This is a genomic window from Candidatus Cardinium sp. TP (assembly GCF_025215055.1).
Classification (GTDB): Bacteria; Bacteroidota; Bacteroidia; order Cytophagales; family Amoebophilaceae; genus Cardinium.
In genome coordinates, this window is record NZ_JANAVR010000006.1 from 15402 (window position 1) to 40709 (window position 25308).

The window sequence follows — 25308 nt, forward strand, 5'->3', positions numbered from 1 at the left end:
CTACCCTTTTAATAATCTCCTGAGCACTTTACCTATAGGTGATTTGGGTAAGCTATTACAAAATTCCACATATTTAGGTACCTTATAGCGGGTCATTTTTGCTTTGCAATAGGCTATAATTTCCTCAGCAGTAAGCGTTGCGTCCTTTTTTACAATAAAAACCTTAATCGCTTCCTTTAGGGTGACATCTGTGATGCCAATAGCACCTACTTCTAGCACTTTCGGATGACCTATTAGGGTTTGCTCTATTTCATTCGGGTATACATTAAAACCAGAAATATTAATCATATCTTTTTTGCGGTCCACAATAGAGACAAACCCATTGGCATCCATAGTGGCTATATCGCCTGTTTTAAACCATCCATTTATAAAGGCGCCTGCTGTTTCTGTCGGTTTTTGCCAATAGGCTTTGGTTAGTTGAGGACCCTTGATCAGTAATTCACCAGGAGTGCCATAAGGCACCTCTTTTCCTGTTTCGTCTGCTACGATTACAAATGTGCCAGGGAGTGGCATATGGTGGAGGCCGTTGATCATGTCAGTGGAGATGCCGGGTGAACATTCCGTTAGCCCATACCCTTCCATAAGCTTACTGCCAGTTATGCTTTCCCATTGATTTTTAACATTTTCTTGCGTTTTCATCCCACCTGCTATCGTCAGCTTTAAAGCAGTAAGCTTGAGTTTTTTAAAATTTTTATGCGCCAATAGTTTTTCAAATAAGGTATTAATGCCTATTAAACAAGTAGGCTTACGTTTCTGTAGTTCTTTTATTAACCTTGGAATGTCTCTAGGATTGGTAATTAATGAACATTTTGCACCCAGCTTGGCCATCGCAAATAGGCTTCCTAACCCTAAAATATGATAAAGCGGTAGTGGGATCATGGTCCGTTCTTCTTTTTCCTTTAAGAAAAGGCGCATTACAGGTTCTAATTGTTGGAAATTAGCTGTTAGGTTCCCATGGGATAGAACAGCGCCTTTGGATACACCTGTTGTCCCGCCTGTGTATTGTAAAAAAGCCGTGTCAGAAGATTGTAAGCCAACAGGACGAAAAATAGCTTTTTTACCTTTTGCTAAAACCTCCTTAAAAGAGATGGCGTGTGGCAAGCTGTATGCAGGTACTAGTTTTTTGATATGTTTGATAGCAAAATTCAGCACCTTGCCTTTTATGGAGCCAAGCATGTCACCCACTCTGGTAACAATAATGGTTTGAATAGATGTATCTGGCAAGATTTCAGCCAGTTTGTGGGCAAAGTTTTCTAAGATCACGATCGCACGTACACCAGCGTCTTTAAGCTGATAAGCCATTTCAGAAGGGGTGTATTGTGGATTCATGTTTACTACTACTAGTCCAGCACGTAGCATACCCAATACGGCAATGGGATATTGCAATAGATTCGGTAATTGAACTGCTACATGTGACCCTACTGATAAATTGGTATATTGCTGGATATAAGCTGCAAAAGATTTAGACAACTTATCCATTGCATGAAAGGTCAGCACTTTCCCCATGTTTTCACACATCGGTAAATCTTGATATTGCGCAAAAATTTCTTCCATGAAATGGACCAATGAACGATACCTCGAAGTATCGATGGAGTCCGGTATAGAAGCAGGATAATGTTGCACCCAAGGTCTTCGTGTCATAGTATATAAAACTATTTTAATGTTTTTTCAAACGCTACTGCAATATAGTATAATTTTTATAGAATGTGATGCAACGCATCGATACTTTACTGATCTATCTAGATCATCTGTTACAGTTTGTTTTTTGTCCTGTTATGGATATAAGGGCCAGTAGTTGACTGGACGGTACGTCTTCTTTTTACAATTTTATTTTTTACATTTGGAAAAGCTATACAGACTATTTTCTTTTTAAGCCTATGTCAGGTAAGAACCCCCCATTTCAGGTTTGCATTAAGAATAGGCAAGCCCATTTTGCCTATAGTTTTTTAGATAGGTATACGGCTGGTCTTATTTTGCAAGGTACAGAAATAAAGTCCATTCGAATGGGTAAAGCATCGCTGCAGGAGGCCTATTGTTACTTTAACCAAGGGGCTCTTTGGATCAAAGGTATGCATATTGCTGCCTATAGCCATGGCAACATCTATAACCATGAAGAGAAACGAGATCGTCAGTTGTTATTGCAGAAAAAAGAACTACAAAAGTTGTTGAAAACCCACACAAAAGGGTTGACCATTATTCCTGTAGAATTGTTTATCAGTCAGCGTGGGTTTGCGAAGTTAGCCATTGCTTTGGCCCGTGGTAAAAAACTATATGATAAGCGTCAGACCATTAAAGCGCGTGATTTGGAACGCTCTGGGCAGAAAGATCTTATATGATATTTTTTACTAAGGGATATGCTTTTTGTCTGGGTATTGCAGTAGCGTTTCAAAAGAAGTCTAATCGATCTTTGGTTGGGCTAATAAAAAGTATTAGATTTAAGTGTTTATAGATAGATTATGTCAATAGGCGTATAAACAGATTGGGGTTGACTGGAATTGACGGGAAGGTTAAATCCAATGTAAGCATGCGAGGTGTTGTAAGTATTACCTCTTCCTATCAAACTTACACAATGCATAAACGGCAACTTAGCTGTAATCAATCCTCGCCGTCGCAAGTTCTTTGCTCTTAATGAAGAAGAAGACGAAGATACAATGCGCATGGCTGCTTAATCGATAGATTAAGGGGGATTTGTCCCGCTGGTTTTTGTTCTATGGGATCAGCATAGGGGCATCGGTGCATAGAACTAGTGCCGCTAGGTGCGTGATGGAGGCATAAACAATAACCGCGCATAAGTGCAACATTAGGTGTGTTACTGACCTTGGTTGCGCCGACAATAAACAGCGACTAAGCATGTAGAAAGCGTTGCGGTTTTCTTGTTCGGACGAGGGTTCGATTCCCTCCAGCTCCACACGATGTAAAAAGGTATGTGTTCAGGCAATGGCGTCAACTTAAGGAATATCTATTCTAACACAGAGATAGAAATGGCTAATGTGTATACGCCGCTGCATATGTCCGCCAATAAAAAGTTGGCACACAGTAAAAGTAATGAAACGAGCTATTTTTCCATCTGTAAGATGTCACTTTCAGCGACTTTTTGCCGAGGGCTTGATTTTTTGTCCACTTTTTTATAAAGAAAAAAGTGGGATAAAATTCATTATTAACATAGTTCCTGAACAGATACTAAAATTTAGTATTAACCAGTAACGTAAATAGATAATAATATTTTATTTGATAGTCAATAATATATCTCTATTAAGCTCCCGCCATTGCTCTGAATAACTGCAAGTCAAATTTTCTTTTTATGGCTCTGTTTCTTCTGGTTCGAATAGCGCCGTGGCGCAGTGTGTAGTAAGCTGCTTGATCTTCTCATTGATTTGATTAAGGTTGGTAAAATTATCTGCAATAAAATCAGCAAGAGAGAGCTTTATGTTCAGTATTTCCATATCTTCTGCTCCTAAGATAGCGACTAGATCAGTTATGCCAAAACCATAGGCAATATGATAGAACGTCGTCAGGCTGCCCATGACCTTTTCTCTAAGTGTATCGCTATTATATGTAATCTTACGCATCAATATGCTTACCTTGTCATACATTTTTTTAATAGGTTTTAACCTATATATTTCTATTTTTTTTCATGAGTTCTAAAGGGCTATATTGCCTATTCTTTTCTATTTCAGTATCAACAAAGTTTTTGTCATCCTTTATATTGTCTGGACTGTATACAGCCTTAAGCGTTTCATAACCGTTTTGATAGGTTCTATTAGCTTCTTGCAGTGCAATGGTGCCTTGCGCCACACTAGCCTGAAGCGCATGGCATAGGAATGCTTCCACTAATTGACCCCAGAAAGGTATAAATTTATCTATTAAATAAGTTGAAGATTCAGATAAAAGCCGCTGAATGAAGTGCTTATGTGAATGCATTGTTTCTGACTGCATCAGTTGATAACACGACAGCCTGCTTAAGGCTTTAGCCTGTTTTTGCTTGGAGGTTATGATTGTATCTAAAGCAATGCTAGGGTAATGTATACACCTTTTTGGATTACATACCGTCAAGTCATGTTGCTGGCCTGTATGCTGTGCATGACCCAATGCGTTATCCATTTTAGTAATGTTATCAACCGTATAGTTTGATTGATATGCATCAATCTTCCGGCAGCATTCCTTCAGCGTGTCCAAAAGGCTATTACGCCTTCTAGGAAGTCATCAAATTCCCGGGCATCATTCAATTTACATAAATGTGGATTCGAGGAGCATGCCAATCGCTCTTCTTGCCTTGAACACGAACCATATGTTATATAGTTTTTTGCATGATAGCTACACCCAGTTAATGTGGCCACCATATAGGCCCACACCATAGAAAGATGGTACATAGTTGTTTTTTTATGTTACTAAAACAGAAATGACCTAATCATAAAGTTGTTTGCCGTATTGAGGTTAATTTTATGCTATAAAAATTTTTATTATAAATCAAATATTGAAACAATATACATGGGCAAGCGTGGCAAGTTTATCCGGCGTTATATTTTACGGTTGGCGTCTGGTTAAAACACTATGGGCATCGCACCTTCATATTCTACCAGCAAAAGTTGTTAAAGCGCGAATAAATGGCTAGGTTTAGCCATTGTATAGTGATAATTAATTCATTTAGATGTAAAATGCTTCGGGGTGGATCTGGCTTTTTGACCTAGTAGGCATAGGCTTGTTTTTTGCCCAAGGTTTGACTTGTTGTGTTTGTTTTTTGATCAAGCAAAAAATGTGATGGAAATTACTTGTAGTTATGTCTTTATATCCCATAGAACTTTTTTACGCATCCATTCAAGATGAACAATATTTCCAAATTGGTTCATTTAAAAAGCCCATTGGAATCAATGGTGGTCTAATCGCTTCATTTTTATATCCGTTGTCCTCTGCCGAACTCGTCAGACTCCCGGCGCTTTTTGTAGAGATAGACCATTCAAAAGTACCTTATTGCATTAAACATATTACCGTTACAGAGGCTAAAACAATTGTACAATTGGATCTTATTCAATCCAAAACAGACGCGTACGCCCTACGCAATCTACCTCTATTTTTGCCTATAGCGCTTAAGCCTAAATGGATAAAAGCTACGCTCCCTTATAGCTTGGTAGATGGTCTAGTGGAGGAGGTGGTATTGGGCCAGCTTGGCACTATACAAGCGGTATACTGCCTCCGAGACCAATATATGATGGCAGTTAACCATCATGAAAAGGAATTGCTAATTCCCTATGGCCAGCCCTTTCTGGTTAACGTGAACGAAGTAGACAAAAAGGTTACCGTACAGCTTCCAGAAGGTTATTTAGAGGCTATGCTGTAGGAAGGTCCAAGCTAATGTTTAATGGCCTATAATTTTTGCTTCTTAAAATTTTAACTATGTGTTCAGCGCGATGTTTTTTTTTGTCAAAAAAACCGCCCCTGTAAAAAGTAGCGGTATAGAAAGTGTCATTTTTCAGGTGCGTTTTGCTTTTTACATAAAAACCAGTGAATTGAATAGATATATTTGCTGCTATTTTGTCAAGTTAAGGCGCATAGATCCGCCGATAAAAAAAGTTGGCGCTTCAGTAAACTTGTAATCTTTAAATGAACGGTTGTGCAGCGGATTAGAAAAACAGTTTCCTTTAAAGCCCACGCAGTGGGCGGTTTCTGTTTTTCCCGCTGAAACAACCGTTCGTTTCATTATTTTTACTGTGTGCCAACTTTTTATTGGCGGACATGAGCAGCGGCGTATACGCATGAGCCATTTCTATCTCTCTGTTAGAATAGATATTCCTTAAGTTGACGCTATTGACAGAACGCTCAATGTTCAATTGCGCTTAGTAAGTCTACCCTACAAGCTGTAAAATCAGCTTGTAGGGTAGGCTTATAACAGCTTTTTGCATCAGAGTTGACTATTTTGTCTACAGCTTGGTCTATCAAAAAGTGAAAGGACCATCCTTAATGGAGTGGGTATTTTTCTTTATTCGTTAATTTTCATATCTTTGGATCACGCGCATCCTAGATGTAGTGGGGTTTTAAGGCGGGTCACTTGATCCTGCTTAGATTTTTATTTAAATTTGCCCTCTCGCTATATAATCCTTTCTGGTTGTTTTGGCTAGTTTTGGAGCGATGGAGTGGGTATGGTTAATGATAAGTCATGATTGGAATCATAGGGAAAAAGATTGGGATGACCAGTCTTTATGATAATAAAGGTCAAAAGAAGGCATGCACCGTTATTCAAGGCGGTCCTTGTGTGGTGACACAGATTAGGACAAAGTCTATAGATGGCTATCGGGCTATTCAGTTGTCTTATGGCGATAAAAAAGAAAAAAATACCATCAAACCCCTCATGGGTCACTTTGCTAAGGCTTCTACTACGCCCAAGCATAAACTGGTTGAGTTTAGATGTGAGGATGAGGAGCGCTTGCAGCAGGTTACATTGGGCCAGGTGATTCGTATAGAAGATGTGTTTGTCGAGGGCGAGTTTATAGATGTGGTGGGTAGCTCCAAAGGTAAGGGTTTCCAGGGTGTGGTCAAGCGGCATGGTTTTAGTGGTGTTGGTGGTCGTTCTCATGGTCAACACAATAGAGAAAGGGCGCCTGGTTCTGTTGGTGCGGCTTCTTTTCCATCTCGTGTATTCAAGGGAATGCGTATGGCTGGAAGAACAGGAGGCCATAGGGTTAAGGTGTCAAATCTTCAGGTAGTCAAGGTGTTGCCAGAGAAAGATCTGATCGTGATCCATGGGGCAGTACCTGGTGCCAATAATGGTTATGTAATTTTGGAGAAATAAAATGAACCTATCAGTATTAAAATATACAGGGGAGGAGGCAGGCCGTTCTGTTGTATTGCCAGAGGAGGTTTTTGGTATTGATCCAAACGATCATGCCATTTATTTAGACGTCAAATCCATCTTAGCAGGTGGGCGTCAGGGGACGCATCAGTCAAAAGAGCGTGGTGCAGTAAGTGGATCTAGAAGAAAAATTAAAAGGCAAAAAGGTACGGGTACAGCTAGAGCTGGTGACGTCAAATCGCCCCTATTCAGAGGAGGGGGGCGTATTTTTGGTCCAAAGCCAAGGGATTATAGCTTTAAATTGAACCGTAAAGTAAAAAAGTTAGCCAGAAAGTCTGCATTTGCCTATAAAGCTCAAGCAAGTCATATTTCCGTTTTAGAGTCTTTTTCTTTTGATACGCCAAAAACAAAAAACTATTTAGGTATGTTGCAAAGCTTGTCTTTTTCTGATAAAAAGACCTTGTTGATCTTGCCTAACGTAGACAAAAATATTGTACTATCCAGTAGGAATGTCAAACAAACAAAAGTGCTTTGTGTCGATCATGTCAATACCTATGACCTGATGCAGGCAAAACGATTGTTGATTATGGAGAGTGCTATAGCGCCTATAGTAGAAAAATTGAGACCATAACAATAACAGATGAATATCCTAAAGAAACCTTTGGTAACCGAGAAAGTATCCGCCCTTAATAAGCATGGTGTATATGGTCTAATCGTAGATGACCGTGCGAATAAGTACCAGATACAAAAAGAAATTGAACGTTTTTATGGCGTTACAGTGGAAAAAATTAATACCATGCGTTATGCTGGTAAATCTATCACGCGGCATACCAAATCCTTCATAATGAAGGGAAAAAAACCTTCTTATAAGAAAGTACTTGTAACACTTAAGGAAGGGGATGCGATAGATTTTTATAGTAATTTCTAGCCTTTTGTATTGAATTTTATAGCTGTTAGTTGATCTAGTTATGCCATTAAAGAAACTTAATCCAACCACGCCCGGTCAGCGTTTTAGAATAGCGCCAGATTTCTCTACCGTTATTACTACGCGTAAACCGGAGAAGTCACTCTTAGTGAAGGCCAAGCGGACGGGTGGTCGGAATAACCGCGGTAGAATTACCGTTCCACATAGGGGTGGTGGGCATAAGCGACGTGCCCGTCTTATTGATTTTAAAAGAAGGAAGTTGGAAATTCCTGCCTTTGTCCATTCCATTGAGTATGACCCTATGCGTACCGCCTACATTGCCCTATTGCATTATGTAGATGGTGAAAAAAGTTATATTATAGCACCGGAAGGGCTTAAGGTGGGGGCTAAGGTTGTAGCAGGTTCAAATGCCTCAATAGAGCCAGGTCATGCTATGGAAATGAAAGATATCCCACTGGGAACAATTATTCATAATATTGAACTTGCGCCTGGGCGTGGGGCGGCATTAGCCAGAAGTGCGGGGTCTTATGCACAACTACTTTCTAAAAGCGGTAAATATGTGACCATTAAGTTGCCTTCTGGTGAAAGGCGTTTGGTATTCGCACATTGTATGGCTACGATTGGATCCGTTTCCAATAGCGACCATGGTAATGTGACCATTGCTAAAGCAGGTAGAAGCCGTTGGTTGGGTAAAAGACCGCGTGTTCGGGCTGTTGTAATGAACCCTGTTGATCATCCAATGGGTGGTGGCGAAGGTAAGGCCTCTGGAGGACATCCTAGGTCTGCTAAAGGGTTGTATACAAAAGGTAAAAAGACCCGAAATCGTAATAAATATTCTACTAGACTGATTATTAGTAAAAAGAAAAAATAATGGGTAGATCTATAAAAAAGGGACCCTATGTGGCGCATCATCTACAACGTAAGATAGAGATCCTCAATGAATCCGGTAAGAAAACGGTAGTAAAAACCTGGTCTAGGCGGTCCACTATTACGCCAGATTTTGTGGGCCATACCCTTGCGGTCCATAATGGGCATAAATTTATTCCTGTTTTTATTACAGAGTCAATGGTAAGCCATAAGGTCGGTGAGTTTGCCTTGTCAAAAAAATTTAAAGGCCATACGTCTAAAAAGAGATAATTTGAACCATGGAGGCAACCGCAAAGTTAAAAAAACTACCTATATCTGCGCGTAAGATTGGACTTTTAGCAGCGCTTATTAGAGGTAAGAGCGTAGCTATGTCATTGGCTATTTTACAGAATAAACCACAGCAGGCTGCTGTGCAACTTAGAAAACTTTTGCTTTCTGCTATTTCAAATTGGCAAAATAGCCATGCTACCTCTTTAGCAGAGGAGCCAATTTTTGTAAAGCGGATAACGGTTGATCGGGCAGGTATGCTCAAAAGAATTATGCCTGCACCAAGGGGTGTAGCGCACAGGATTAGAAAAAGATCTAGCCATGTTGTTATTGTGGTAGATAGCGCAGCAAGTGTTGCTGATGTGCCACATGAGGTGGTGTCCAGTACAAAAACGTAACCATACTATAGACGAAATAATACTACAATGGGTCAAAAAGTTAATCCCGTCGGCTTTAGAGTTGGGTTCATCCGAAAGCCAGATTCTAGTTGGTTTGCATCAAAGGCCTCTTATGCAGAAAAGTTAATGGAGGATGAAAAGATACGCGCTTATCTAGATGTTCGAATGGCCAAAGCAAGTGTTGCTAGAATCCTTATAGAACGTGCGGGTAAGAAAATTACCGTTACCATTCGAACGGCTCGCCCAGGCATTGTAATTGGCAAGTCAGGTACAGAAGTCGATAAGGTAAAAGAGGAGTTGAAAAAGCTCACTAAAAAGGAAGTTGAGTTGAATATTGTTGAGGTAAAAAGACCAGATTTAGAAGCTAAGTTGGTCGCCTTACAAATTGCACAACAGATTAGAGGCCGTATGCCTTATAAGCGTGTGGTCAAGCAAGCCATTGCTGCCGTGGTCCGTGCAGGTGCGCAAGGCGTTAAGATTAAGGTTTCCGGTAGATTAGATGGTGCTGAAATGGCTAGGTCAGACGAATTTAAGGAAGGTTCTGTGCCACTCCATACACTGCGTAATGACATAGATTATACTGCGCTCGAGGCCCATACCATTTATGGTAGAATAGGTATTAAAGTTTGGATTTCTAGGGGTGATGTTGCAGCGCATCATGCACAGCGTTCAACAGGCAAAGTAAGTAGGATAGGGGAGAAGACCATGGCGCCTTCGAGAGAGCGGAAATAGCTGGGCTTCATTACATAGCCTTCTTTTGAAACGCCTTTGTGCTGAGGAATTTATAGAAGACACCAGGTAAAAAACCACAGCGTGCGAGACGTATCTGTGGGTTTAGGCACTGGATCAACGTGCAAATCACCAGCAGTAGTAGCGTTTTGAGAAGAGGTTAGCGATATCAACTTTTTTATTGAACAATTAAAATGTTACAACCAAAAAGAGTACGTTACAGAAAAACGCAGAAGGGGCGAATAAAAGGCTTATCCATGAAGGGAAATTCATTAGAATTTGGTACCTTTGGGCTGAAGGCACTAGAGCCTTCCTATATTACAGCTCGGCAGATAGAGGCCATGCGTATTGCCATTACAAGAGAAATGAAACGGCAAGGGCAGGTTTGGAATAGAATATTTCCAGATAAGTCGCTTACTAAAAAGCCGGCTGAAGTAAGAATGGGTAAGGGTAAAGGCGCTCCAGATTGTTTTGTAGCGATTGTTAAGCCTGGTAGAATTCTATTTGAGTTAGATGGTGTGTCTAGGGAAGTAGCAGAGCGTGCCATGCGTCTTGCTATCCATAAATTGCCTATTAAGGCAAATTTTGTAGTCCGAAGAGATTACTATCCAGCCGCATAGAGGTTGTAGGTCATATGGGATGTGAAGGTTGTAGGCTATTATTTTAGTTGAATATTCAAGGAAGTCTAATAAGGTTTTAAAATGAAGTATAAAGATATTCAGTTACTTTCTTCTGAAGAATGCAACGATAAGCTAAAGGAAGAGTTGGATTACTTAGTAAAGCTAAGATTTGCTCATTCGGTTTCTCCCATTGAGAATCCTATGAAAATTAGGCAAACGAGAAAATCTATTGCAAGACTAAAAACAGCTCAGAATAGTTGCCTCGGGCAACCATCAGAATTGTAATCACCATGCTGAGAAATAGAAGAAAAGAAAAGATAGGAAGGGTTACCAGTAATAAGTCCCATAAGACCATAACCGTTGTAATGGATACCAAATCCATACACCCTGTATATGGTAAGTTTGTCAAGACAGCCACTAAATTTATGGCCCATGACGAGGAAAATAGTTGTAGTATTGGTGATCTGGTAAGGATTATGGAGACCCGTCCTTTAAGTAAAAAAAAGCGATGGAGGTTGGTTGAAATCATAGAAAGAGCTAAATAAAGATGATACAACAGGAATCAATACTCAAAGTAGCCGATAATAGTGGCGCAAAGACTGCCCTTTGTATTCGTGTTTTAGGTGGAACGCGTAGGCGATATGCCCATGTGGGTGATAAAATTGTAGTAACCGTAAAAACGGCTAACCCTTCTAGTACCCTTAAAAAGGGCACCATCTCTAAAGCCGTAGTGGTGCGTACCCGAAAGGAACTAAGGCGTAAAGATGGTTCTTATATTCGCTTTGAAGACAATGCCATTGTTTTAATTGAAAATAATAATGAACCCAAGGGAACGGGTGTTTTTGGGCCAGTTGCCAGGGAGGTTCGAGACAAGAAGTTTATGAAAATAGCTTCTTTAGCTGATGAAGTACTATAAGGCATGAAGACAACAATAAAAAAACACCTCAAGGTGCACATTCGAAGAGGCGATCGTGTGAAAATCTTGGCAGGTAGACATAGAAATGAACAGGGGACTGTTTTAAAGGTGTTTCCCAAAGTATATCGTGCCATTGTCGATGGTATGAATATAGTAGCCAGACATGTAAAGCCTTCTGCTTCAAATCCTAAAGGGACCATCCAGAGGCAGCCATCTCCTATCCATATCAGTAATCTCATGTTAATTGACCCGGCCAGTGGGGAAGCTACTCGTGTGGGAAGAAAACATAATGAAGTTGGTAAGCTCCAGCGGTACGCTAAAAAAACAGGAAATTTTATAAAAAATGTGTAAGCCTAGATTACAAGAAAAATATTTTGTAGAAGTTATTCCCGCGCTTAAAATGCTATTTGGGTATAAGTCTCCTATGCAAGTGCCTAGATTGCATAAGATATGTATCAACCAAGGATTAGGTGATGGCGTATCCAATAAAAGATTGATTGAGCTTGGAATAGAAGAATTAACCGCTATTACTGGGCAGTGTGCTGTCCGTACGCGTGCAAAAAGGTCCGTCTCTAATTTTAAGCTTAGGCTCGGTATGCCTATTGGTGTAAAAGTAACTTTACGTGGGCGCATGATGTATGAGTTTTTGGATCGTTTTATCTCTATTGCATTGCCCAGGATTAGAAATTTTTGGGGGTTGCGTACCACTGGATTTGATGGCAAGGGCAACTACAATGTCGGTATTCAAGAGCAAATCATATTCCCAGAAATTAGTATTGATAAGGTGTTCAAGATCAATGGTATGAATGTAACTTTTGTGACAACTGCCCCAAGCAATGAAGCCGCATTTCAGCTCTTGAAAGCTTTAGGGATGCCCTTTAATGTGGAGCAAGATTAATTGAAAAGGTTATGGCAAAAGAATCAGTTAAAGCAAGGGATAGGAAAAGAAGACGTTTGGTAGCAAAATATGCTGCCAAGAGGGTTATGTTAAAGGCACAAGGTGACTATATGGCGCTAGATAAGCTGCCTAAGAATGCTTCTCCTGTGCGGTTGCGTAATAGGTGCAATATAACCGGTAGAGGTCGTGGGTATATTAGAAAATTTGGCGTTTCCCGACTCGTATTTAGACAATGGGCTTTAGAGGGGAAATTACCAGGTATCCGTAAAGCAAGTTGGTAATCTTCTAGCTATAATGGACCTTTTTCGAAAGCGGTTTTGGTGCGCAATTTTTAAGAGCAGTGCAGTAGAGCACCGCAGCATGTTCTATTTGAGGCACATCCACAGGTTTTAAACTGTCCATTACCAATCGAGTTGCAAAAAAGGTTTAATGTATACCTGTTTTTATTATTATGTTAATGTATAACTACTATGACTACAGATCCAATAGCTGATTATCTTACTAGGATCAGAAATGCTATTCATGCCAACCATAGCATTGTAGAAATCCCTGCTTCAAAAACAAAGACGAAGCTTACAGAAGTCTTGCAAGAAAAAGGATATATTCGGGGCTATAAGGTGGTGTCTAGGCCCAATAGTGTCCAGCCTATTATTAAAATTGCCCTCAAGTATGATGTTTTTACCAAACAATCTGCTATTGTAAAGTTGCAGCGTGTAAGCAAACCAGGTTTGCGTAAGTATGCCACTGTAGCTGCTATGCCTAGTGTCATTAATGGATTGGGTATCGCCATATTGTCCACCTCTAAAGGTATTATGACCGATAAAGAGGCCCGAAAAACCCATGTGGGTGGTGAGGTGCTTTGTTATGTTTACTAAACTTAGGAAAAATGTCAAGAATAGGAAAGCAGCCCATTCATGTGCCATCCGGCGTGGTTGTATCCACAATAGATGGAGGGATTGTGGAAGTTAAAGGTGCGAAAGGCATCTTACGTCAGCAAGTTGATCCAACCATTACGGTTGAAATTGCCGAAACATTCGTTAAAATCATGCCCGTTGATCTTAAAAAATCTAAGGCACTTTATGGTCTTTATAGGGCTTTGATTCATAATATGGTTGTAGGGGTAAGTGTTGGGTTTAAGTCTACCTTAGAATTGGTGGGGGTTGGCTACAAAGCCAGTGTCCAAGGTAAATTGCTCGAGCTAAGCTTAGGTTATTCCCATGATATTGTTCTGGTTTTACCAGAAGAAGTAACGGCTACTGCTGAACTGCCTAAAGGGAAGAGTCCATTGGTCCACTTGGAATGTATAGATAAGCAACTACTTGGTCAAGTAGCTGCTAAAATTCGTTCTTTAAGGAAGGTGGAGCCTTATAAAGGGAAGGGCGTTAGATTCTTAGGTGAGCAAGTTCGACGTAAGGTTGGTAAGTCTACTAAAAAGTAGCGCATATTTGAACGATTTAGTATCCAGTAGAAAAGATGAAAATAAAGGATAAAAAGGTAGAAAGGAGACTTAAAGTTAGAAAAAGAATTAGAAAGCGTTTGCATGGAACGCTCACGCAGCCGCGTCTCTCTCTTTTTAAGAGTAATACCTCTATGTATGCACAGTTGATTAATGATGACACAGGCGAAACATTGCTCTCTTCTTCTTTATATAAGTTAAAGATTAGTAAAAATAATGTTGCTGGAGCATTGGAACTAGGAAAAGCAATTGCTGAACAAGCAATCGCCAAGGGTATTACAGCCATTGTATTTGATCGTTCGGGGTATATTTACCATGGAAAGGTCAAAGCCTTGGCAGAAGGTGCACGCGCACAAGGTCTTAAATTTTAGTCAATATGATATTAGGTGGTAAAAAACTCAGGGCCAGTGACTATAATCTTGAAGAAAGGGTAGTTGCCATTAATCGTGTTACCAAGGTGGTGGAAGGAGGGCGGAGATTTAGTTCTTCTGCAGTGGTGGTAGTAGGGAATGGTGATGGTGTAGTAGGTTATGGACTGGGTAAAGCAAAAGAGTTAACCGATGCGATTGCAAAGGGGGTAGAAGAAGCTAAGCGTAATCTTATTAAAGTCCCTATTTTACGAGATACCATTCCACATGGTGCGGTTGGTAAATATGGTGGTGGCCATGTGTTGCTTAAGCCAGCAGCCTCTGGTACCGGTGTAATTGCCGGTGGCGGCGTGCGCATCGTTTTGGAAAGTGTGGGCATTAAGAACGTTTTGTCTAAGTCTCAAGGTTCTTCTAATCCGCATAATGTGGTCAAGGCGACTTTTAAGGCCCTATTGCAGCTGCGGGATCCTTTGACCATTGCCAAGCAGCGTGGCATCTCTTTAGATAAAGTCTTTAATGGATAAGGTTGTTATGGAAAAAATTAAAATTACTCAGGTACGTAGTTTAATCAAACGGCCTAAATCCCAAAAGGCTACCATCAAGGCACTTGGATTGGGTCGCATCAATAAACGTGTTGTGGTTGAAGCTACGCCTCAAATCTGGGGTATGGTAAGCAAAGTCAACCATTTAGTAGTTACAGAAAAGATATAATGGCTTATGGAATTACATACACTTAAACCAGCCGTCGGTGCTTTACATCGTAAAAAACGCATCGGTAGAGGGCAAGGTTCTGGTAAGGGAGGCACCGCTACCCGTGGGCATAATGGTGCGCAATCTAGATCTGGTTATAAGAGAAAAGTTGGGTTTGAAGGTGGTCAGCAACCCTTGCAAAGGCGTATTCCTATGTATGGGTTTAAATGTCCTAGTCGTATCGAGTTTACCCCTTTGAATCTTTCTACTTTGCAAGCATTGGCCGATAAATACCAGGTTACTTGTATAGATCCTATTTTCTTGCGCAAGCATAACGTAATCGGCAAACGTGAAAGGTATAAAATATTAGGAGATGGGCAGTTGACGCTTAAGCTTGTTGTTGCTGCGCATCGTTGTTCAGCTGCTGCTTTACAAGCTATCCAAAACCTTGGTGGAGAAGTTACTATATTGCCTATATATGAATAAGTTATTTAAGGTTATTAAGGATATATTTTTGATCAAAGAACTTAGCCTTCGTATAAGGAATACCTTATTCTTTTTGATCCTTTTCCGTATAGGTAGTATTATTGCTTTGCCAGGTATAGATGTAGCGCAAATTTCTGGTAGTGCCAAGCGGGTCTTTGGTTTACTTGATAGTTTTTTAGGCGGTTCATTGAGTCAAGTTTCTGTTTTTTCAGTGGGGGTTACGCCTTATATTTCTGCTTCTATTATCATGCAGCTTTTGTCCATTGCTTGGCCAAAAATTCAAAAGATACAACGTGAAGGCGAGATGGGTAAGCGTAAAATTGCGCAAATTTCTCGCATACTTACCGTTGTTATTGCTATCTTTCAGTCTTTTCAATATTTATTCATTGCTACAGGAAGTGGCAATGTCTCCATAGGGCGTACGCTTTTTATTTTTATTTCTATTATTATTTTGACCGCAGGCGCCCTATTTTGTATGTGGTTAGGAGAAAAAATTACAGATAAGGGCATTGGCAATGGGGTAACCATGTTGATGATGGTGGGTATTGTCTCTTCTTTGCCCTCTGCTTTATACCAGGAAGCCGTGCACCGTGGCAGTAGATCTATGTTTTTATTTGTCTTTGAATTACTCGTATTGTTTTTAATTGTACTTACGTTAGTTGCTTTTACGCAAGCTACACGTAGGGTCCCTATTCAGTATGCAAAGCAATTGAGTACCAGTACAATATATGGAGGGCAGCGTCAATATATACCCTTTAAGCTCAATAGCGCAGGTGTCATGCCCATTATATTTGCCAACCTGTTGATTTTTGCCCTTTCATTTTTGTTAGGCCTTTGGAAGGATAAATTCGTTTGGTTGGCCCAAGTCAGTGGCATGTTGCAAGATTTTACCAGTTGGCTGTTTAACCTTTTGTTTGCCTTTTTTATTATTGTTTTTACTTTTTTTTATACCGCTATTACCGTTAATCCTGTTCAAATAGCAGAAGATATGAAGCGAGCGGGTAGTTTTATTCCTGGTGTGACCTCTGGCAATGCCACTGCCCGTTTTTTAGATGGTGTGTTGGATAAGATTACCTTGCCAGGTGCTATTTTCTTAGCCGTGATTGCTATTTTACCTGCTTTTGCCTGTATGGCTGGTTTAAGTTTGCCTTTTTCTAGATTCTACGGCGGAACTTCTTTGTTAATTATGGTTAGTTCCATGTTAGAAACCCTTCAACAAATTGAAAGTTATTTGTTGATGCGTCGATATGAAGTTATTATTAACAAAGGGGCGAGGCTGAATTGATTTTTTAGTAGTCTTTTGAAAGAAGGCTACTGCTATTCGCAATAAATTTAGTATATTAGCCCCGGGTGGCCTTTTGTGTAGGGTAGGGTAGGAAGGATTTGGTCAGTGTAGGGGGATAAAAGAACCAAGATAAGATAAAGTAGGATTAAAACAGTATGGCTAAGATACCTCCTATTGAACAGGGTGGAATAGTACAAGAGGCATTACCAAATGCGGTATTCAAGGTTGCGCTTAAAAATGGCCATATCGTTAGGGCCCATATTTCTGGGAAGATGCGTAAAAACTATATTAGGATTCTTCCTGGCGATTCCGTTAGGATGGAGCTAACACCTTATGATTTAACGCAAGCCAGGATAGTGCACAGATACAAAACAACCGAATAGTTGCCTTAATTATGAAAGTTAAAACATCTGTTAGAAAAAGAAGCGCTGATTGCAAGATTGTACGTCGCAAAGGTGTATTATATGTGATCAATAAGAAGCAGCCTAAATTTAAACAAAGACAAGGGTAGAATATGGCTAGGGTATTAGGTGTAGACATTCCAGATAATAAGCGAGGAGAGATTGCGCTAACATATATATATGGGATTGGCAGAAGCTCTGCAAATAAAATTCTTGAAGCCGTTCAAATGGATAAAGATCGCCGTGTAGCCACTTGGACGGATGATGAATTAAAAGCCATCAGAACTGCTATTCGTGGTGTCTATAAAATAGAAGGAGACTTAAAATCAGAGATTCGATTGAATATTAAGCGATTGGTTGAGATTAAGTGTTATAGGGGCCATAGGCATCAAATGGGGTTGCCGGTTCGTGGTCAGCGGACCAAAACCAATGCTAGAACGCGTAAAGGAAAGCCTAAAACTATTGCAAATAAAAAGAAAGCTACCAAATAAGGGTTGTCTTTTATTAGTCTATGCTTTTCCTTGCTTGGAAAGAGCGTCTATAGAAAATTACTATGAAAAATACGGGAAAAAATAAAGTTAAAAAAAGGGTTGTAAAGGTTGGTAAAGAGGGGCAGGCCCATATTCAAGCTACTTTTAATAACCTTATTATTTCGATTACCAATGAGGCTGGTGAGGTTATTGCTTGGTCTTCTTCCGGTAAGATGGGCTTTAAGGGGTCTAAGAAAAACACGCCATATGCTGCTCAAATGGCATCAGCCGACTGTGCAAAAACTGCTTATGAACTGGGTTTACGGCGGGTGAATGTATTTGTACACGGCCCAGGCATTGGGCGTGAGTCAGCCATTCGCACCCTTCAAGAGCATTCTGTAGAGGTAATGTCTATTAGAGATGTTACGCCTCTTCCGCACAATGGTTGTCGGCCACCTAAGCGTAGGCGCCCATAATATAGACAGAACTTACTAATTTATATTAGATATATTAGAAAAAAATATAGCGTATGGCAAGATATCGTGGTCCAAAAGCCAAAGTTGCAAGAAGATACAATAGTCCGATATTTGGTTCCTCTGTGAGTAAGGTATTACAAAGAAAAAATTATCCGCCAGGGCAACATGGTAAAAGGCGTAAAAGGCGTTCTCAGTTTGGACTTCAATTGGTAGAGCAGCAAAAAGCGAAGTATACCTATGGCTTATTGCAGCGTCAGTTTAAGAACCTTTGTGAAAAAGCTGCTAAAAGCAAAGGCATTACAGGTGAAGTAATCCTTCAGCGTTTAGAAGCTCGTTTAGATAATACCGTTTATAGGCTAGGTATTGCTGCTACGCGCAGGGAGGCTAGGCAGATGGTATCCCATGGGCACATTACTGTGAATGGATCCCTAGTGGATATTCCTTCCTATACCTTAAAACCTGGAGAAATTATAGGTATTGCTAAGAAGGCGGAAAAAATGGCTTTGATTGTGCATAATGTAGCAGCGCATCCATCTAGTAAATATAGTTGGTTGGAATGGGATGCATCATTGATGGTAGGTAAGTTTCTTGCTTTTCCGCAGCGTTCTGAAATACCAGAAGAAATTAATGAGCGAAGCATTGTGGAGCTCCATTCTAAATAGTGCTTCTATTGTTGCTTTTTTAAATCAAATAAAGATTCTATATGTCGTCATTAGCATTTCAAATGCCCGAGCGGATATTTGTAGAGAAAGTTGATCCCTTGTATGGCATTTTTAGTTTTCGCCCCCTTGAAAAAGGATATGGTACTACTATTGGTAATACACTGAGGCGGGTATTGTTATCTTCTCTAGAAGGGTATGCTATTGTTTCCATTAAAATTCCTGGTGTCCATCATGAGTTTTCTACTATTGAAGGTGTACAAGAAGATCTAGTAGAGATTATTTTAAATCTCAAGCAGGTCCGTTTAAAAAAAATCGCAGAAGGCGGTGATTCGATCATTTCGGTTCGGGTGAATAAATCTGAATTTCGTGCAGGTGATATTGCCAAAGCTACCCCTTTTTTCGAGGTTTTAAATCCAGATCTACTGATTTGCAGGCTTGATGTATCTGCCAGTTTTGATATAGAGCTGCGTATAGTCAAGTATAGGGGCTATCTCTCAGCTGAGGAGAATAAATCCAAAGAACCAGTCTTAGATCTTATTCCTATTGACGCTATCTTTTCCCCTATTGTAAGTGTACAATATCGTGTGGAAAATATGCGTGTCGGACAGCGTACAGATTATGAGCAATTGACCTTTGAAATAAGAACAGATGGTTCGATTACTCCCGAGGAGAGCATTCGGCAAGCGGCTAAGTTAATGATTCAACATCTTAATTTGTTATCTGGTAAGGAAATTGTTCTGCAATCACCTGAAGATGAAGCGGTTCAGATGTTAGATGAGGAAACAGTAGCCATGCAAAGGAATCTCAAAACCCATATTAGTGAGTTGAAGTGTTCTTCTCGTGTGTTAAATTGTCTTAAATCAGCAGGCATTGAGACTTTAGAAGATCTTGTAACAGTGAAAGATTTTGATACCATGAAGTTTAGAAATTTTGGTCGTAAGTCACGTGATGAGATCGATCAACTTTTGGCAGAAAAGAATTTGAAAATTGGTATGGATCTATCTAGGTATAAGTTGGAGGGGTAGTAGACTTTCTGCTAAATACTACTTCTGCTGGTAGCTTGCTTGTCGATCCGGTGCTCAAATGCTTACGTATATATAGTACGCTCCGGTTTTTGCGCTCCGTGTCTCCTACAAATTCCTCAGCATAAGCGAGTTTTGCAGAAAGTATAGTTTTTATTTAAAGCTGTGTCGTAGAGTAGCTATTAGACTTCTTATTATAAACCAATGAGACATAGAAATAAAATTAATCGGTTGGGTAGGCCTGCAGGTCATAGGAAAGCATTACTTATGAATTTAGCTAAGTCGCTCATTATGCATAAGCGTATCGTTACTACTTTAGCGAAAGGGAAGGTATTGCGTTCATTTATTGAGCCTATTCTTACCAGAGCCAAGCAGGATACTACGCATTCTAGAAGAATAGTTTTTTCTCACTTTCAAGATAAAGAGCCTGTAAAAGAGCTCTTTAATCATATTGCTGAAAAAATTCAGCAACGTTTCGGTGGCTATACACGCATTATTAAGTTGGCCAATCGTGCGGGAGACAATGCGGCTATGTGCATGATTGAATTAGTGGATTACAACGATATCTATACAAAAGAAGTCAAACCGGTTAAAACTGTGCGACGAAGGAGAAGGAAGGGTAGTACGGATGTGGTGCAAGAAAGTGCGGTTGTTGCACAAGAAGTAGTGGCTGAGGCCGCTAAAGAATAGTACACTATTTATCTTGTATTTTTTGCGTCGCGTCTTAAGCATCAGCTGGTTTCACAAGCAGCTAACCTATCTATTTTGTAGTAGGCTTTTTTAGGGAATGTGTGAGGCATGCTTAGAAGCGCATAGGAGCAGGATCTACTCAATCTATGTGAGCCTTTCTTGACCGAATCGGATCCTTTGGATAGAGATCCCATAGATCGATATGTACATTAACGGTAGCGTCTCCGAAGCAGCTTAGCAGATGAGCAAAAAATTTGTTTTAAAGCCTGCGTAGCGGGTTAAGTCTATGTTTTTCCCGCTATGATCTATCCATGCAGCGTTATGGCTATGTTGTAAACCTACCTCCTTGTGAAACATTGTGATCAAAAATCATACCGCGATATTTTCTGCTCTTCCGGGTGATTTACTGCCTTCCAGCTGTATGCGGACTATTGTATGGTTATGCAAAGGAGCGATTGTATTTGTGCAGTTCTTTTTCTACATTTGCAATATTGATGCTATCAATCAAAACACCATCCATTATGCTTGCCTTCATTAGCATTACCAGTATCTTCCTATTGTGTTGTATACTACAAAGCGGTTGTCCAGCTAAGTGTTCTACGCATCTATCTGTTGCACAAGGGATAGGTCAGTTATCTGATATTGCATCCTATGCACAAACGTTCGAGCCAAGCGTCAAAGAGAAAATTTTTACTTTTTTAAAGGAGGGTTTGTTTTACGAACGTTTCCTAAAAAGGATAGGTGCTGCGCCTCACCTGTTGCCTGCGCAGCTTTCTTCAGATCAAAAAAAAGAGTGGGAGCAAGTTTATTGGCTATTTATTGACTTATTCGTATATTTTGTACAGCCGTTGAACATCGTGAACTACAAGAGGCGCCTGAGGCATTAGATGACCTGAGGGTAGCCATTATGGAACTTCTATTTATGAAAGACATTCACCCTTTAGAGGGTTCTGAAACGGAAGCGTTGGTTGTAAGTTTCAAGCGGCTATCGGCTGCCATTTAACAGCATTATATGACCCGATTTGATCGTTATATAGATCGAGATGATCGTGAGACGTTAGAAAAATCCATTCATAATGGACGAGCAGCAACCTATCTAGCGCTTATAGATTTTTGTAAAACTCTGGTCAACAGTGAGCCAGAAGATGCAGCAGAAAAAGGGGATGGCGTATAATGAACACGCTACCTATCATAAAAGTAAAATGCGACTTTTTAAAAAAGTGTGGTTAGATCCCTATTGTATTGCAACCATTTTGTTTGCTGTATGGATGTTTTTTTTGGATGATCAGAATCTGTTTGTACAGCATAGGCTGTACCAGCTTTGTCAAAACTTGCAAACAGATGTGATCAAGTATAATCTACAGATTAAGCAGATTAAGAAAGAAAAAAAAGAGCTTATGCATAATATTGATTGCTTAGAAAAGTTTGCTCGTGAAAAATATTATATGAAACGCGAGAAAGAAGATCTATATATTATTATAAGAGAATAGTAGGTATCTGTTCCAGTCATTGTTTTTTTGCCTCAAAAAAAACGCCCCTGTAAAAAGTCGCTTTTTAGAAAGTGTTATTTTACAGATCATCTGGAAAAACAGTTTCCTTTGAAGCCCCCAAAGGGGGCGCTTTCTGTTTTTTTTATCTGTAAGATGGCACTTTTAGCGACTTTTTGCCGAGGGCTTGATTTTTGTCCACTTTTTTATCAAGAAAAAAGTGGGATAAATTCATTATTAACCAGTATCGTGAACAGATACAGATATCTAAATATTAATGCATAAGAAAAAAATAAATATGCATTAAAAATATATAACTTGCTAATTGGTTGGAAAATGGTGTCAACTTAAGTTGTATATTTTATTGACTGTTAAATAAAATATCATTTTAATGAGCATTTGTTTCCATGGTGTTAACTTTTTATCGGCGGCTATGATCGGTGGCAAATGCCCACGGTCCATTTAATCCCCTGTGTTAGAATAGCTTCTCGATTAAGCGACTTATTGTTATGTTTTTATCCATTGGATAAACGGTAAATGGTCTATTTTGTATGCCCCATATTTAAAAAACATTAGCTGCATTCATATTATTAAGGTAAGTTTGGGGATTATTGTGATGTGGTATTAAGGTTTTTAATAAAAGCTATATGTCGATTGCTATACATAGCAGAAAAGTTTGTCCAGCTAGCCTAGCATTTTTAGAGCAGCTCCTTTCTTTAGCAGAAGCATACCAAAAGCGTGTAATCGTGTCTACTCTTTTCGCAGCTTTACTCCCTACATCTACAGTTGCGTTGAACCAATTGCCCGTTTTCGACCTAGAGCAATTATCTTTACAACCAGATGTAGAATTGATAATCAGTGTAGGTGGAGATGGGACTTTTTTAGAGACCATCCATTACCTTAAAGACCATGCGGTTCCTGTATTGGGCATGCATACAGGTAGTTTGGGCTTTTTAACTAGAGTGACCCGCAAAGAAGCCGTTTCTGGACTGATAGGATTTTTTGAGGGCAGCTATTCCCTAGAAGAGCGCAGTCTATTGGCATTATATCAGGAAACTGTACCTGTTTCTTTTGCGCTGAATGAAGTAGCCCTGCTGAAGCGAGAACGGGCTAATTTACTCACTATTGAGGCCTATATAGATGGGCAATTCATTACTACCTATCGAGCGGATGGGTTGATTATTGCTACACCTACCGGTTCTACGGCTTATTCGCTGAGTTGCTCAGGCCCTATTGTCTTGACCAGTTCAAATAGTTTCGTGATTACGCCTATAAGCCCGCATAACTTGGCCCTACGCCCCTTAGTGGTGCCCGATACTGCTTTATTAAGTTTTGTAGTGAAGCGTCAAGAAATCCTAATTTCTACAGATGGAAGAGTAGTGCCTATAGCTATGCAACAACCATTTGTGGTTAAAAAAGCGCCCTATTCATTGAAGTTGGTCCAGTTTGGCCATGCCACTATTTTTGATGTGCTGCGTGAAAAATTTTACTGGGGATTGGATGCCAGACAGTAATAAGATGCAGTTGTATTAGTTAAGATTTAGTCAGATAGGCATTAAAAATTAAAGTTTAAAGTTGTCGTATCTGTTCAGCCAATGGCGTCAACTTAAGTATTTTTTTTGTTGATTTTCAAATAAAAGAATCTATTCATGACATTGGTTAATAATGGTTTTTTTTCACTTTTTTCTTGATATAAGTGGACAAAAAATCAAGCCCTCGGTAAAAAGTCGCTGAAAGTGACATTTTACAGATGGAAAAACAGAAAGCGCCCCCAAAGGGCTTACTATTACTCATAAGTCAAAAAATGATAAAGAATATTTTGCTAATTCTTGCTAATTTGTAGATTTTGTTACAAACAAGTCATTTTTTAAGAAAAATTGTGAGATATATAGCCCAATTTAGAGGGTTTTAGTACGTCAAAATGACATAGAATTAGGTCCTATGGAACTTTAAAAAGGATGGAAAAGACTAGTTGATCTTGTAGAAGGATGATATTTTACACTTTTATAGTTATGGGTAATAGTAAGCCCAAAGGGGGCTTTAAAGGAAACTGTTTTTCCAGATCATCTGTAAAATGCCACTTTCTACACCACGGCTTTTTACAGGGGCGGTTTTTCTTTTAATGCAAAAAACCATCGCGCTGAACACATACAAGAATTCTTGTTTCATGGTTTTGTCACAACGCTCACAGAATCTATTGGTTTTCTGTGAATATGTTTTAGTTATAGTATGTGCTATACCTTCTATCTTTCTAACTTATTTTTTTCTTCCTGCTTAGTGTTAATAATCTGTAGTGCCTGTTTAGCGGCTTTTTCTAAGGCTGCGCCTATCTCTGGATCCAAATATGCATTGGCTATCTGCATATCTATGGCCAATGTTTCTTGTGTCATATGTTGCACCTCTGTTAGATGGATATAACCTGCTGCATGACGTAGGTCATAGAGCCGTTCAGCCAGTTTAATAAATAGCACAGAAAGTTGTACGTGCTCTTCTTTAATCGCTTGCTTTAATCTATTCTGTACATAAATCAAAGAAGGATAATCTAGGTCTTCTCGTTTATCTATGCCGACTACATTTAATACGAAGGCATAGACACCTAAATTATAATGTTCTTTCACATAAGATAACGGCAAGCAGGTACGGCGCACTAATTCATATAGTAATGAGGCATAAATTACCTTAGGTGAATGAAAAATCCACCTTACCACTAATTCAGCAATCCCTACTGCACGTACATACAATAATTGACCAGAGCCATGACGTTTAAATCCAAAATGCTTCTGTAATAATAAAAGCAATCCTGAAATTGTTTTTACATCAATGGGATCCGATTTATCAGAAGCTTTGCAGACATAGTCATGAAACTGCATTAATTTCATCATCGAATCGGCTTGTTCTTTAGGGGTGACAGGGGTCTCTAAGGTTAACGCATCTAGAGGCAAGTTAATCGTCATCTTACTGAGAATATCAGTGACATTACTAGGCAATACCAGTAGCATAGCTGGTTGCTGTTCGTCGTCAAAGATTTCTAAATGGCCATAATGTGCCTTAACAATAGTGGATACAGTTTGTAGTTGAAGATCTATCGGTGCAGGCGATGCTTGTTCACATTGATTGGAGGTAACATTTTGTACATCAACATAATACGTTTTACTTTAGGAAGCAAATCAGCAGAAGCAGAAACTTGGCTTATAACCAAAGCAGTAGCTGAAAAGTCTATAGATATAGGGAAGCTATTATCAATAGGATCCACTTGTGTAAATTGTAAAACAGTAGGATGCAATTGTATACTGGACTGAAAAAATAGGACAAAAAGTTTTCACTTTATTTTCCGCATGGTTTAGTTTTAGAGTAATAAAATAAATTAATCAAATGGGAAGAAAAAAGATCAGGCATTTTAGTTCAGAAGAA

41 protein-coding genes and 1 other RNA gene are annotated in these 25308 nt (G+C 39.5%); 35 read left to right on the forward strand and 7 right to left on the reverse strand.

Features of this window, described 5'->3' with window-relative positions; all coding sequences use genetic code 11:
- The gene (locus NLX65_RS01610) at nt 1-1641 is read right to left on the reverse strand and encodes an AMP-binding protein (protein WP_260536474.1); all 1641 of its coding nucleotides are present in this window, start codon (nt 1639-1641) and stop codon (nt 1-3) included.
- A gap of 236 nt (nt 1642-1877) precedes the next feature.
- Here NLX65_RS01610 and smpB point away from each other — a divergent pair, with 236 nt between their 5' ends.
- Together smpB and ssrA are read left to right on the forward strand one after the other, a co-directional pair.
- Nucleotides 1878-2336 (forward strand): SsrA-binding protein SmpB, encoded by a 459-nt coding sequence (gene smpB / locus NLX65_RS01615; protein ID WP_260536480.1) that lies wholly within the window; start codon nt 1878-1880, stop codon nt 2334-2336.
- Nucleotides 2337-2481: 145 nt separating this feature from the next.
- Nucleotides 2482-2911, forward strand: a transfer-messenger RNA (tmRNA) gene (gene ssrA / locus NLX65_RS01620).
- 388 nt (nt 2912-3299) lie between these two features.
- Here ssrA and NLX65_RS01625 read toward each other — a convergent pair.
- From NLX65_RS01625 to NLX65_RS01635, 3 genes are read right to left on the reverse strand one after another with little or no spacing between them, the layout of a single operon-like run.
- Nucleotides 3300-3593, reverse strand: coding sequence for a hypothetical protein (locus NLX65_RS01625; RefSeq protein ID WP_260536484.1), 294 nt, complete (start codon nt 3591-3593; stop codon nt 3300-3302).
- A gap of 19 nt (nt 3594-3612) precedes the next feature.
- Complete coding sequence (locus tag NLX65_RS01630) at nt 3613-4176, reverse strand: hypothetical protein (protein ID WP_260536487.1); 564 nt, start codon at nt 4174-4176, stop codon at nt 3613-3615.
- On the reverse strand, nt 4164-4370 hold the full coding sequence (locus NLX65_RS01635) for a hypothetical protein (protein ID WP_260536489.1): 207 nt from the start codon (nt 4368-4370) through the stop codon (nt 4164-4166). The genes NLX65_RS01630 and NLX65_RS01635 overlap by 13 nt, the downstream gene beginning before the upstream one ends.
- Before the next feature lie 407 nt (nt 4371-4777).
- Here NLX65_RS01635 and NLX65_RS01640 point away from each other — a divergent pair, with 407 nt between their 5' ends.
- A complete protein-coding gene (locus tag NLX65_RS01640) occupies nt 4778-5335 on the forward strand; it encodes a hypothetical protein (RefSeq protein ID WP_260536491.1) in 558 nt (185 codons plus the stop codon).
- A gap of 189 nt (nt 5336-5524) precedes the next feature.
- Here NLX65_RS01640 and NLX65_RS01645 read toward each other — a convergent pair whose 3' ends face one another.
- Nucleotides 5525-5695 carry a hypothetical protein gene (locus NLX65_RS01645; protein ID WP_260536493.1) on the reverse strand — a complete coding sequence of 57 codons (171 nt, stop codon included), beginning with the start codon at nt 5693-5695 and terminating at the stop codon, nt 5525-5527.
- A gap of 456 nt (nt 5696-6151) precedes the next feature.
- Between NLX65_RS01645 and rplC the strand changes: the two genes are divergently transcribed.
- The 32 genes from rplC to NLX65_RS01805 all read left to right on the forward strand — a co-directional run bounded on the left by rplC (nt 6152) and on the right by NLX65_RS01805 (nt 23411).
- Nucleotides 6152-6784 (forward strand): 50S ribosomal protein L3, encoded by a 633-nt coding sequence (gene rplC, locus NLX65_RS01650; protein WP_260536495.1) that lies wholly within the window; start codon nt 6152-6154, stop codon nt 6782-6784.
- Between the two features lies 1 nt (nt 6785).
- Nucleotides 6786-7415 (forward strand): 50S ribosomal protein L4, encoded by a 630-nt coding sequence (gene rplD, locus NLX65_RS01655; RefSeq protein WP_260536497.1) that lies wholly within the window; start codon nt 6786-6788, stop codon nt 7413-7415.
- Between the two features lie 9 nt (nt 7416-7424).
- Nucleotides 7425-7712, forward strand: a complete 288-nt coding sequence (rplW, locus tag NLX65_RS01660) for a 50S ribosomal protein L23 (RefSeq protein WP_260536499.1) — start codon at nt 7425-7427, stop codon at nt 7710-7712.
- A 40-nt stretch (nt 7713-7752) separates the two neighbouring features.
- Nucleotides 7753-8580, forward strand: coding sequence for a 50S ribosomal protein L2 (gene rplB / locus NLX65_RS01665; protein ID WP_260536501.1), 828 nt, complete (start codon nt 7753-7755; stop codon nt 8578-8580).
- Nucleotides 8580-8846 carry a 30S ribosomal protein S19 gene (gene rpsS / locus NLX65_RS01670; protein WP_260536503.1) on the forward strand — a complete coding sequence of 89 codons (267 nt, stop codon included), beginning with the start codon at nt 8580-8582 and terminating at the stop codon, nt 8844-8846. The genes rplB and rpsS overlap by 1 nt, the downstream gene beginning before the upstream one ends.
- 8 nt (nt 8847-8854) lie before the next feature.
- Nucleotides 8855-9241 (forward strand): 50S ribosomal protein L22, encoded by a 387-nt coding sequence (gene rplV / locus NLX65_RS01675; protein WP_260536505.1) that lies wholly within the window; start codon nt 8855-8857, stop codon nt 9239-9241.
- A 27-nt stretch (nt 9242-9268) separates the two neighbouring features.
- Complete coding sequence (gene rpsC / locus NLX65_RS01680) at nt 9269-9973, forward strand: 30S ribosomal protein S3 (protein WP_260536507.1); 705 nt, start codon at nt 9269-9271, stop codon at nt 9971-9973.
- 191 nt (nt 9974-10164) lie between these two features.
- The gene (gene rplP / locus NLX65_RS01685; RefSeq protein WP_260536509.1) at nt 10165-10590 is read left to right on the forward strand and encodes a 50S ribosomal protein L16; all 426 of its coding nucleotides are present in this window, start codon (nt 10165-10167) and stop codon (nt 10588-10590) included.
- An 81-nt stretch (nt 10591-10671) separates the two neighbouring features.
- The gene (gene rpmC, locus NLX65_RS01690; RefSeq protein WP_114910304.1) at nt 10672-10875 is read left to right on the forward strand and encodes a 50S ribosomal protein L29; all 204 of its coding nucleotides are present in this window, start codon (nt 10672-10674) and stop codon (nt 10873-10875) included.
- Nucleotides 10876-10880: 5 nt separating this feature from the next.
- On the forward strand, nt 10881-11135 hold the full coding sequence (gene rpsQ, locus NLX65_RS01695) for a 30S ribosomal protein S17 (protein WP_260536511.1): 255 nt from the start codon (nt 10881-10883) through the stop codon (nt 11133-11135).
- A 2-nt stretch (nt 11136-11137) separates the two neighbouring features.
- Entirely contained in the window at nt 11138-11506 is a 369-nt protein-coding gene (gene rplN / locus NLX65_RS01700; RefSeq protein ID WP_260536513.1) for a 50S ribosomal protein L14, read from the forward strand.
- A 3-nt stretch (nt 11507-11509) separates the two neighbouring features.
- Complete coding sequence (gene rplX, locus NLX65_RS01705; protein WP_260536515.1) at nt 11510-11857, forward strand: 50S ribosomal protein L24; 348 nt, start codon at nt 11510-11512, stop codon at nt 11855-11857.
- Nucleotides 11850-12404 (forward strand): 50S ribosomal protein L5, encoded by a 555-nt coding sequence (gene rplE, locus NLX65_RS01710; protein ID WP_260536517.1) that lies wholly within the window; start codon nt 11850-11852, stop codon nt 12402-12404. Before rplX ends, rplE begins: the two co-directional genes overlap by 8 nt.
- 11 nt (nt 12405-12415) lie before the next feature.
- Nucleotides 12416-12685 carry a 30S ribosomal protein S14 gene (gene rpsN, locus NLX65_RS01715; protein WP_260536519.1) on the forward strand — a complete coding sequence of 90 codons (270 nt, stop codon included), beginning with the start codon at nt 12416-12418 and terminating at the stop codon, nt 12683-12685.
- A gap of 189 nt (nt 12686-12874) precedes the next feature.
- Nucleotides 12875-13279, forward strand: a complete 405-nt coding sequence (rpsH, locus tag NLX65_RS01720; RefSeq protein ID WP_260536521.1) for a 30S ribosomal protein S8 — start codon at nt 12875-12877, stop codon at nt 13277-13279.
- An 11-nt stretch (nt 13280-13290) separates the two neighbouring features.
- Nucleotides 13291-13842 (forward strand): 50S ribosomal protein L6, encoded by a 552-nt coding sequence (gene rplF / locus NLX65_RS01725; RefSeq protein WP_260536523.1) that lies wholly within the window; start codon nt 13291-13293, stop codon nt 13840-13842.
- A 35-nt stretch (nt 13843-13877) separates the two neighbouring features.
- Nucleotides 13878-14231 (forward strand): 50S ribosomal protein L18, encoded by a 354-nt coding sequence (gene rplR / locus NLX65_RS01730; protein WP_260536525.1) that lies wholly within the window; start codon nt 13878-13880, stop codon nt 14229-14231.
- Between the two features lie 5 nt (nt 14232-14236).
- A complete protein-coding gene (gene rpsE, locus NLX65_RS01735; protein ID WP_260536527.1) occupies nt 14237-14752 on the forward strand; it encodes a 30S ribosomal protein S5 in 516 nt (171 codons plus the stop codon).
- 7 nt (nt 14753-14759) lie between these two features.
- Nucleotides 14760-14939: a 50S ribosomal protein L30 gene (rpmD, locus tag NLX65_RS01740; protein ID WP_114910480.1), complete on the forward strand. Its 180-nt coding sequence runs from the start codon at nt 14760-14762 to the stop codon at nt 14937-14939.
- Between the two features lie 6 nt (nt 14940-14945).
- Complete coding sequence (gene rplO, locus NLX65_RS01745; RefSeq protein WP_260536529.1) at nt 14946-15404, forward strand: 50S ribosomal protein L15; 459 nt, start codon at nt 14946-14948, stop codon at nt 15402-15404.
- Nucleotides 15397-16689, forward strand: a complete 1293-nt coding sequence (secY, locus tag NLX65_RS01750) for a preprotein translocase subunit SecY (protein ID WP_260536531.1) — start codon at nt 15397-15399, stop codon at nt 16687-16689. Before rplO ends, secY begins: the two co-directional genes overlap by 8 nt.
- A 155-nt stretch (nt 16690-16844) precedes the next feature.
- Nucleotides 16845-17072 (forward strand): translation initiation factor IF-1, encoded by a 228-nt coding sequence (gene infA, locus NLX65_RS01755; protein WP_114910315.1) that lies wholly within the window; start codon nt 16845-16847, stop codon nt 17070-17072.
- Nucleotides 17073-17083: 11 nt separating this feature from the next.
- A complete protein-coding gene (gene rpmJ / locus NLX65_RS01760) occupies nt 17084-17200 on the forward strand; it encodes a 50S ribosomal protein L36 (RefSeq protein ID WP_243018400.1) in 117 nt (38 codons plus the stop codon).
- A gap of 3 nt (nt 17201-17203) precedes the next feature.
- Nucleotides 17204-17581: a 30S ribosomal protein S13 gene (gene rpsM, locus NLX65_RS01765; RefSeq protein WP_260536533.1), complete on the forward strand. Its 378-nt coding sequence runs from the start codon at nt 17204-17206 to the stop codon at nt 17579-17581.
- 62 nt (nt 17582-17643) lie between these two features.
- Nucleotides 17644-18036, forward strand: coding sequence for a 30S ribosomal protein S11 (rpsK, locus tag NLX65_RS01770; protein ID WP_260536535.1), 393 nt, complete (start codon nt 17644-17646; stop codon nt 18034-18036).
- A gap of 53 nt (nt 18037-18089) precedes the next feature.
- Nucleotides 18090-18698 (forward strand): 30S ribosomal protein S4, encoded by a 609-nt coding sequence (gene rpsD / locus NLX65_RS01775; RefSeq protein ID WP_260536537.1) that lies wholly within the window; start codon nt 18090-18092, stop codon nt 18696-18698.
- A 41-nt stretch (nt 18699-18739) separates the two neighbouring features.
- Nucleotides 18740-19723: a DNA-directed RNA polymerase subunit alpha gene (locus NLX65_RS01780; protein WP_260536539.1), complete on the forward strand. Its 984-nt coding sequence runs from the start codon at nt 18740-18742 to the stop codon at nt 19721-19723.
- Nucleotides 19724-19924: 201 nt separating this feature from the next.
- Nucleotides 19925-20410, forward strand: a complete 486-nt coding sequence (rplQ, locus tag NLX65_RS01785) for a 50S ribosomal protein L17 (RefSeq protein WP_260536541.1) — start codon at nt 19925-19927, stop codon at nt 20408-20410.
- Nucleotides 20411-20931: 521 nt separating this feature from the next.
- Nucleotides 20932-21297 (forward strand): hypothetical protein, encoded by a 366-nt coding sequence (locus tag NLX65_RS01790; protein ID WP_260536543.1) that lies wholly within the window; start codon nt 20932-20934, stop codon nt 21295-21297.
- A gap of 125 nt (nt 21298-21422) precedes the next feature.
- Complete coding sequence (locus NLX65_RS01795) at nt 21423-21584, forward strand: hypothetical protein (protein WP_260536545.1); 162 nt, start codon at nt 21423-21425, stop codon at nt 21582-21584.
- Complete coding sequence (locus NLX65_RS01800; protein WP_260536547.1) at nt 21556-21900, forward strand: septum formation initiator family protein; 345 nt, start codon at nt 21556-21558, stop codon at nt 21898-21900. Before NLX65_RS01795 ends, NLX65_RS01800 begins: the two co-directional genes overlap by 29 nt.
- A gap of 644 nt (nt 21901-22544) precedes the next feature.
- Nucleotides 22545-23411 carry an NAD(+)/NADH kinase gene (locus tag NLX65_RS01805; RefSeq protein ID WP_260536549.1) on the forward strand — a complete coding sequence of 289 codons (867 nt, stop codon included), beginning with the start codon at nt 22545-22547 and terminating at the stop codon, nt 23409-23411.
- Nucleotides 23412-24140: 729 nt separating this feature from the next.
- On the opposite strand, the gene NLX65_RS01810 is transcribed toward NLX65_RS01805, so the two are convergent.
- Nucleotides 24141-24896 (reverse strand): HD domain-containing protein, encoded by a 756-nt coding sequence (locus NLX65_RS01810; protein ID WP_260536551.1) that lies wholly within the window; start codon nt 24894-24896, stop codon nt 24141-24143.
- An 83-nt stretch (nt 24897-24979) separates the two neighbouring features.
- Complete coding sequence (locus tag NLX65_RS01815) at nt 24980-25180, reverse strand: hypothetical protein (protein ID WP_260536553.1); 201 nt, start codon at nt 25178-25180, stop codon at nt 24980-24982.
- Nucleotides 25181-25308: the final 128 nt, after the last annotated feature.

Coding starts and splice junctions, on each gene's coding strand:
- NLX65_RS01610 (WP_260536474.1), bottom strand. CDS start 1,641: ATGACACGAAGACCTTGGGTGCAACATTATCCTGCTTCTATACCGGAC.
- smpB (WP_260536480.1), top strand. CDS start 1,878: ATGTCAGGTAAGAACCCCCCATTTCAGGTTTGCATTAAGAATAGGCAA.
- NLX65_RS01625 (WP_260536484.1), bottom strand. CDS start 3,593: ATGTATGACAAGGTAAGCATATTGATGCGTAAGATTACATATAATAGC.
- NLX65_RS01635 (WP_260536489.1), bottom strand. CDS start 4,370: ATGTACCATCTTTCTATGGTGTGGGCCTATATGGTGGCCACATTAACT.
- NLX65_RS01640 (WP_260536491.1), top strand. CDS start 4,778: ATGTCTTTATATCCCATAGAACTTTTTTACGCATCCATTCAAGATGAA.
- NLX65_RS01645 (WP_260536493.1), bottom strand. CDS start 5,695: ATGAAACGAACGGTTGTTTCAGCGGGAAAAACAGAAACCGCCCACTGC.
- rplC (WP_260536495.1), top strand. CDS start 6,152: ATGATTGGAATCATAGGGAAAAAGATTGGGATGACCAGTCTTTATGAT.
- rplD (WP_260536497.1), top strand. CDS start 6,786: ATGAACCTATCAGTATTAAAATATACAGGGGAGGAGGCAGGCCGTTCT.
- rplW (WP_260536499.1), top strand. CDS start 7,425: ATGAATATCCTAAAGAAACCTTTGGTAACCGAGAAAGTATCCGCCCTT.
- rplB (WP_260536501.1), top strand. CDS start 7,753: ATGCCATTAAAGAAACTTAATCCAACCACGCCCGGTCAGCGTTTTAGA.
- rpsS (WP_260536503.1), top strand. CDS start 8,580: ATGGGTAGATCTATAAAAAAGGGACCCTATGTGGCGCATCATCTACAA.
- rplV (WP_260536505.1), top strand. CDS start 8,855: ATGGAGGCAACCGCAAAGTTAAAAAAACTACCTATATCTGCGCGTAAG.
- rpsC (WP_260536507.1), top strand. CDS start 9,269: ATGGGTCAAAAAGTTAATCCCGTCGGCTTTAGAGTTGGGTTCATCCGA.
- rplP (WP_260536509.1), top strand. CDS start 10,165: ATGTTACAACCAAAAAGAGTACGTTACAGAAAAACGCAGAAGGGGCGA.
- rpmC (WP_114910304.1), top strand. CDS start 10,672: ATGAAGTATAAAGATATTCAGTTACTTTCTTCTGAAGAATGCAACGAT.
- rpsQ (WP_260536511.1), top strand. CDS start 10,881: ATGCTGAGAAATAGAAGAAAAGAAAAGATAGGAAGGGTTACCAGTAAT.
- rplN (WP_260536513.1), top strand. CDS start 11,138: ATGATACAACAGGAATCAATACTCAAAGTAGCCGATAATAGTGGCGCA.
- rplX (WP_260536515.1), top strand. CDS start 11,510: ATGAAGACAACAATAAAAAAACACCTCAAGGTGCACATTCGAAGAGGC.
- rplE (WP_260536517.1), top strand. CDS start 11,850: ATGTGTAAGCCTAGATTACAAGAAAAATATTTTGTAGAAGTTATTCCC.
- rpsN (WP_260536519.1), top strand. CDS start 12,416: ATGGCAAAAGAATCAGTTAAAGCAAGGGATAGGAAAAGAAGACGTTTG.
- rpsH (WP_260536521.1), top strand. CDS start 12,875: ATGACTACAGATCCAATAGCTGATTATCTTACTAGGATCAGAAATGCT.
- rplF (WP_260536523.1), top strand. CDS start 13,291: ATGTCAAGAATAGGAAAGCAGCCCATTCATGTGCCATCCGGCGTGGTT.
- rplR (WP_260536525.1), top strand. CDS start 13,878: ATGAAAATAAAGGATAAAAAGGTAGAAAGGAGACTTAAAGTTAGAAAA.
- rpsE (WP_260536527.1), top strand. CDS start 14,237: ATGATATTAGGTGGTAAAAAACTCAGGGCCAGTGACTATAATCTTGAA.
- rpmD (WP_114910480.1), top strand. CDS start 14,760: ATGGAAAAAATTAAAATTACTCAGGTACGTAGTTTAATCAAACGGCCT.
- rplO (WP_260536529.1), top strand. CDS start 14,946: ATGGAATTACATACACTTAAACCAGCCGTCGGTGCTTTACATCGTAAA.
- secY (WP_260536531.1), top strand. CDS start 15,397: ATGAATAAGTTATTTAAGGTTATTAAGGATATATTTTTGATCAAAGAA.
- infA (WP_114910315.1), top strand. CDS start 16,845: ATGGCTAAGATACCTCCTATTGAACAGGGTGGAATAGTACAAGAGGCA.
- rpmJ (WP_243018400.1), top strand. CDS start 17,084: ATGAAAGTTAAAACATCTGTTAGAAAAAGAAGCGCTGATTGCAAGATT.
- rpsM (WP_260536533.1), top strand. CDS start 17,204: ATGGCTAGGGTATTAGGTGTAGACATTCCAGATAATAAGCGAGGAGAG.
- rpsK (WP_260536535.1), top strand. CDS start 17,644: ATGAAAAATACGGGAAAAAATAAAGTTAAAAAAAGGGTTGTAAAGGTT.
- rpsD (WP_260536537.1), top strand. CDS start 18,090: ATGGCAAGATATCGTGGTCCAAAAGCCAAAGTTGCAAGAAGATACAAT.
- NLX65_RS01780 (WP_260536539.1), top strand. CDS start 18,740: ATGTCGTCATTAGCATTTCAAATGCCCGAGCGGATATTTGTAGAGAAA.
- rplQ (WP_260536541.1), top strand. CDS start 19,925: ATGAGACATAGAAATAAAATTAATCGGTTGGGTAGGCCTGCAGGTCAT.
- NLX65_RS01790 (WP_260536543.1), top strand. CDS start 20,932: ATGCTTGCCTTCATTAGCATTACCAGTATCTTCCTATTGTGTTGTATA.
- NLX65_RS01795 (WP_260536545.1), top strand. CDS start 21,423: ATGACCCGATTTGATCGTTATATAGATCGAGATGATCGTGAGACGTTA.
- NLX65_RS01800 (WP_260536547.1), top strand. CDS start 21,556: ATGCAGCAGAAAAAGGGGATGGCGTATAATGAACACGCTACCTATCAT.
- NLX65_RS01805 (WP_260536549.1), top strand. CDS start 22,545: ATGTCGATTGCTATACATAGCAGAAAAGTTTGTCCAGCTAGCCTAGCA.
- NLX65_RS01810 (WP_260536551.1), bottom strand. CDS start 24,896: ATGCTACTGGTATTGCCTAGTAATGTCACTGATATTCTCAGTAAGATG.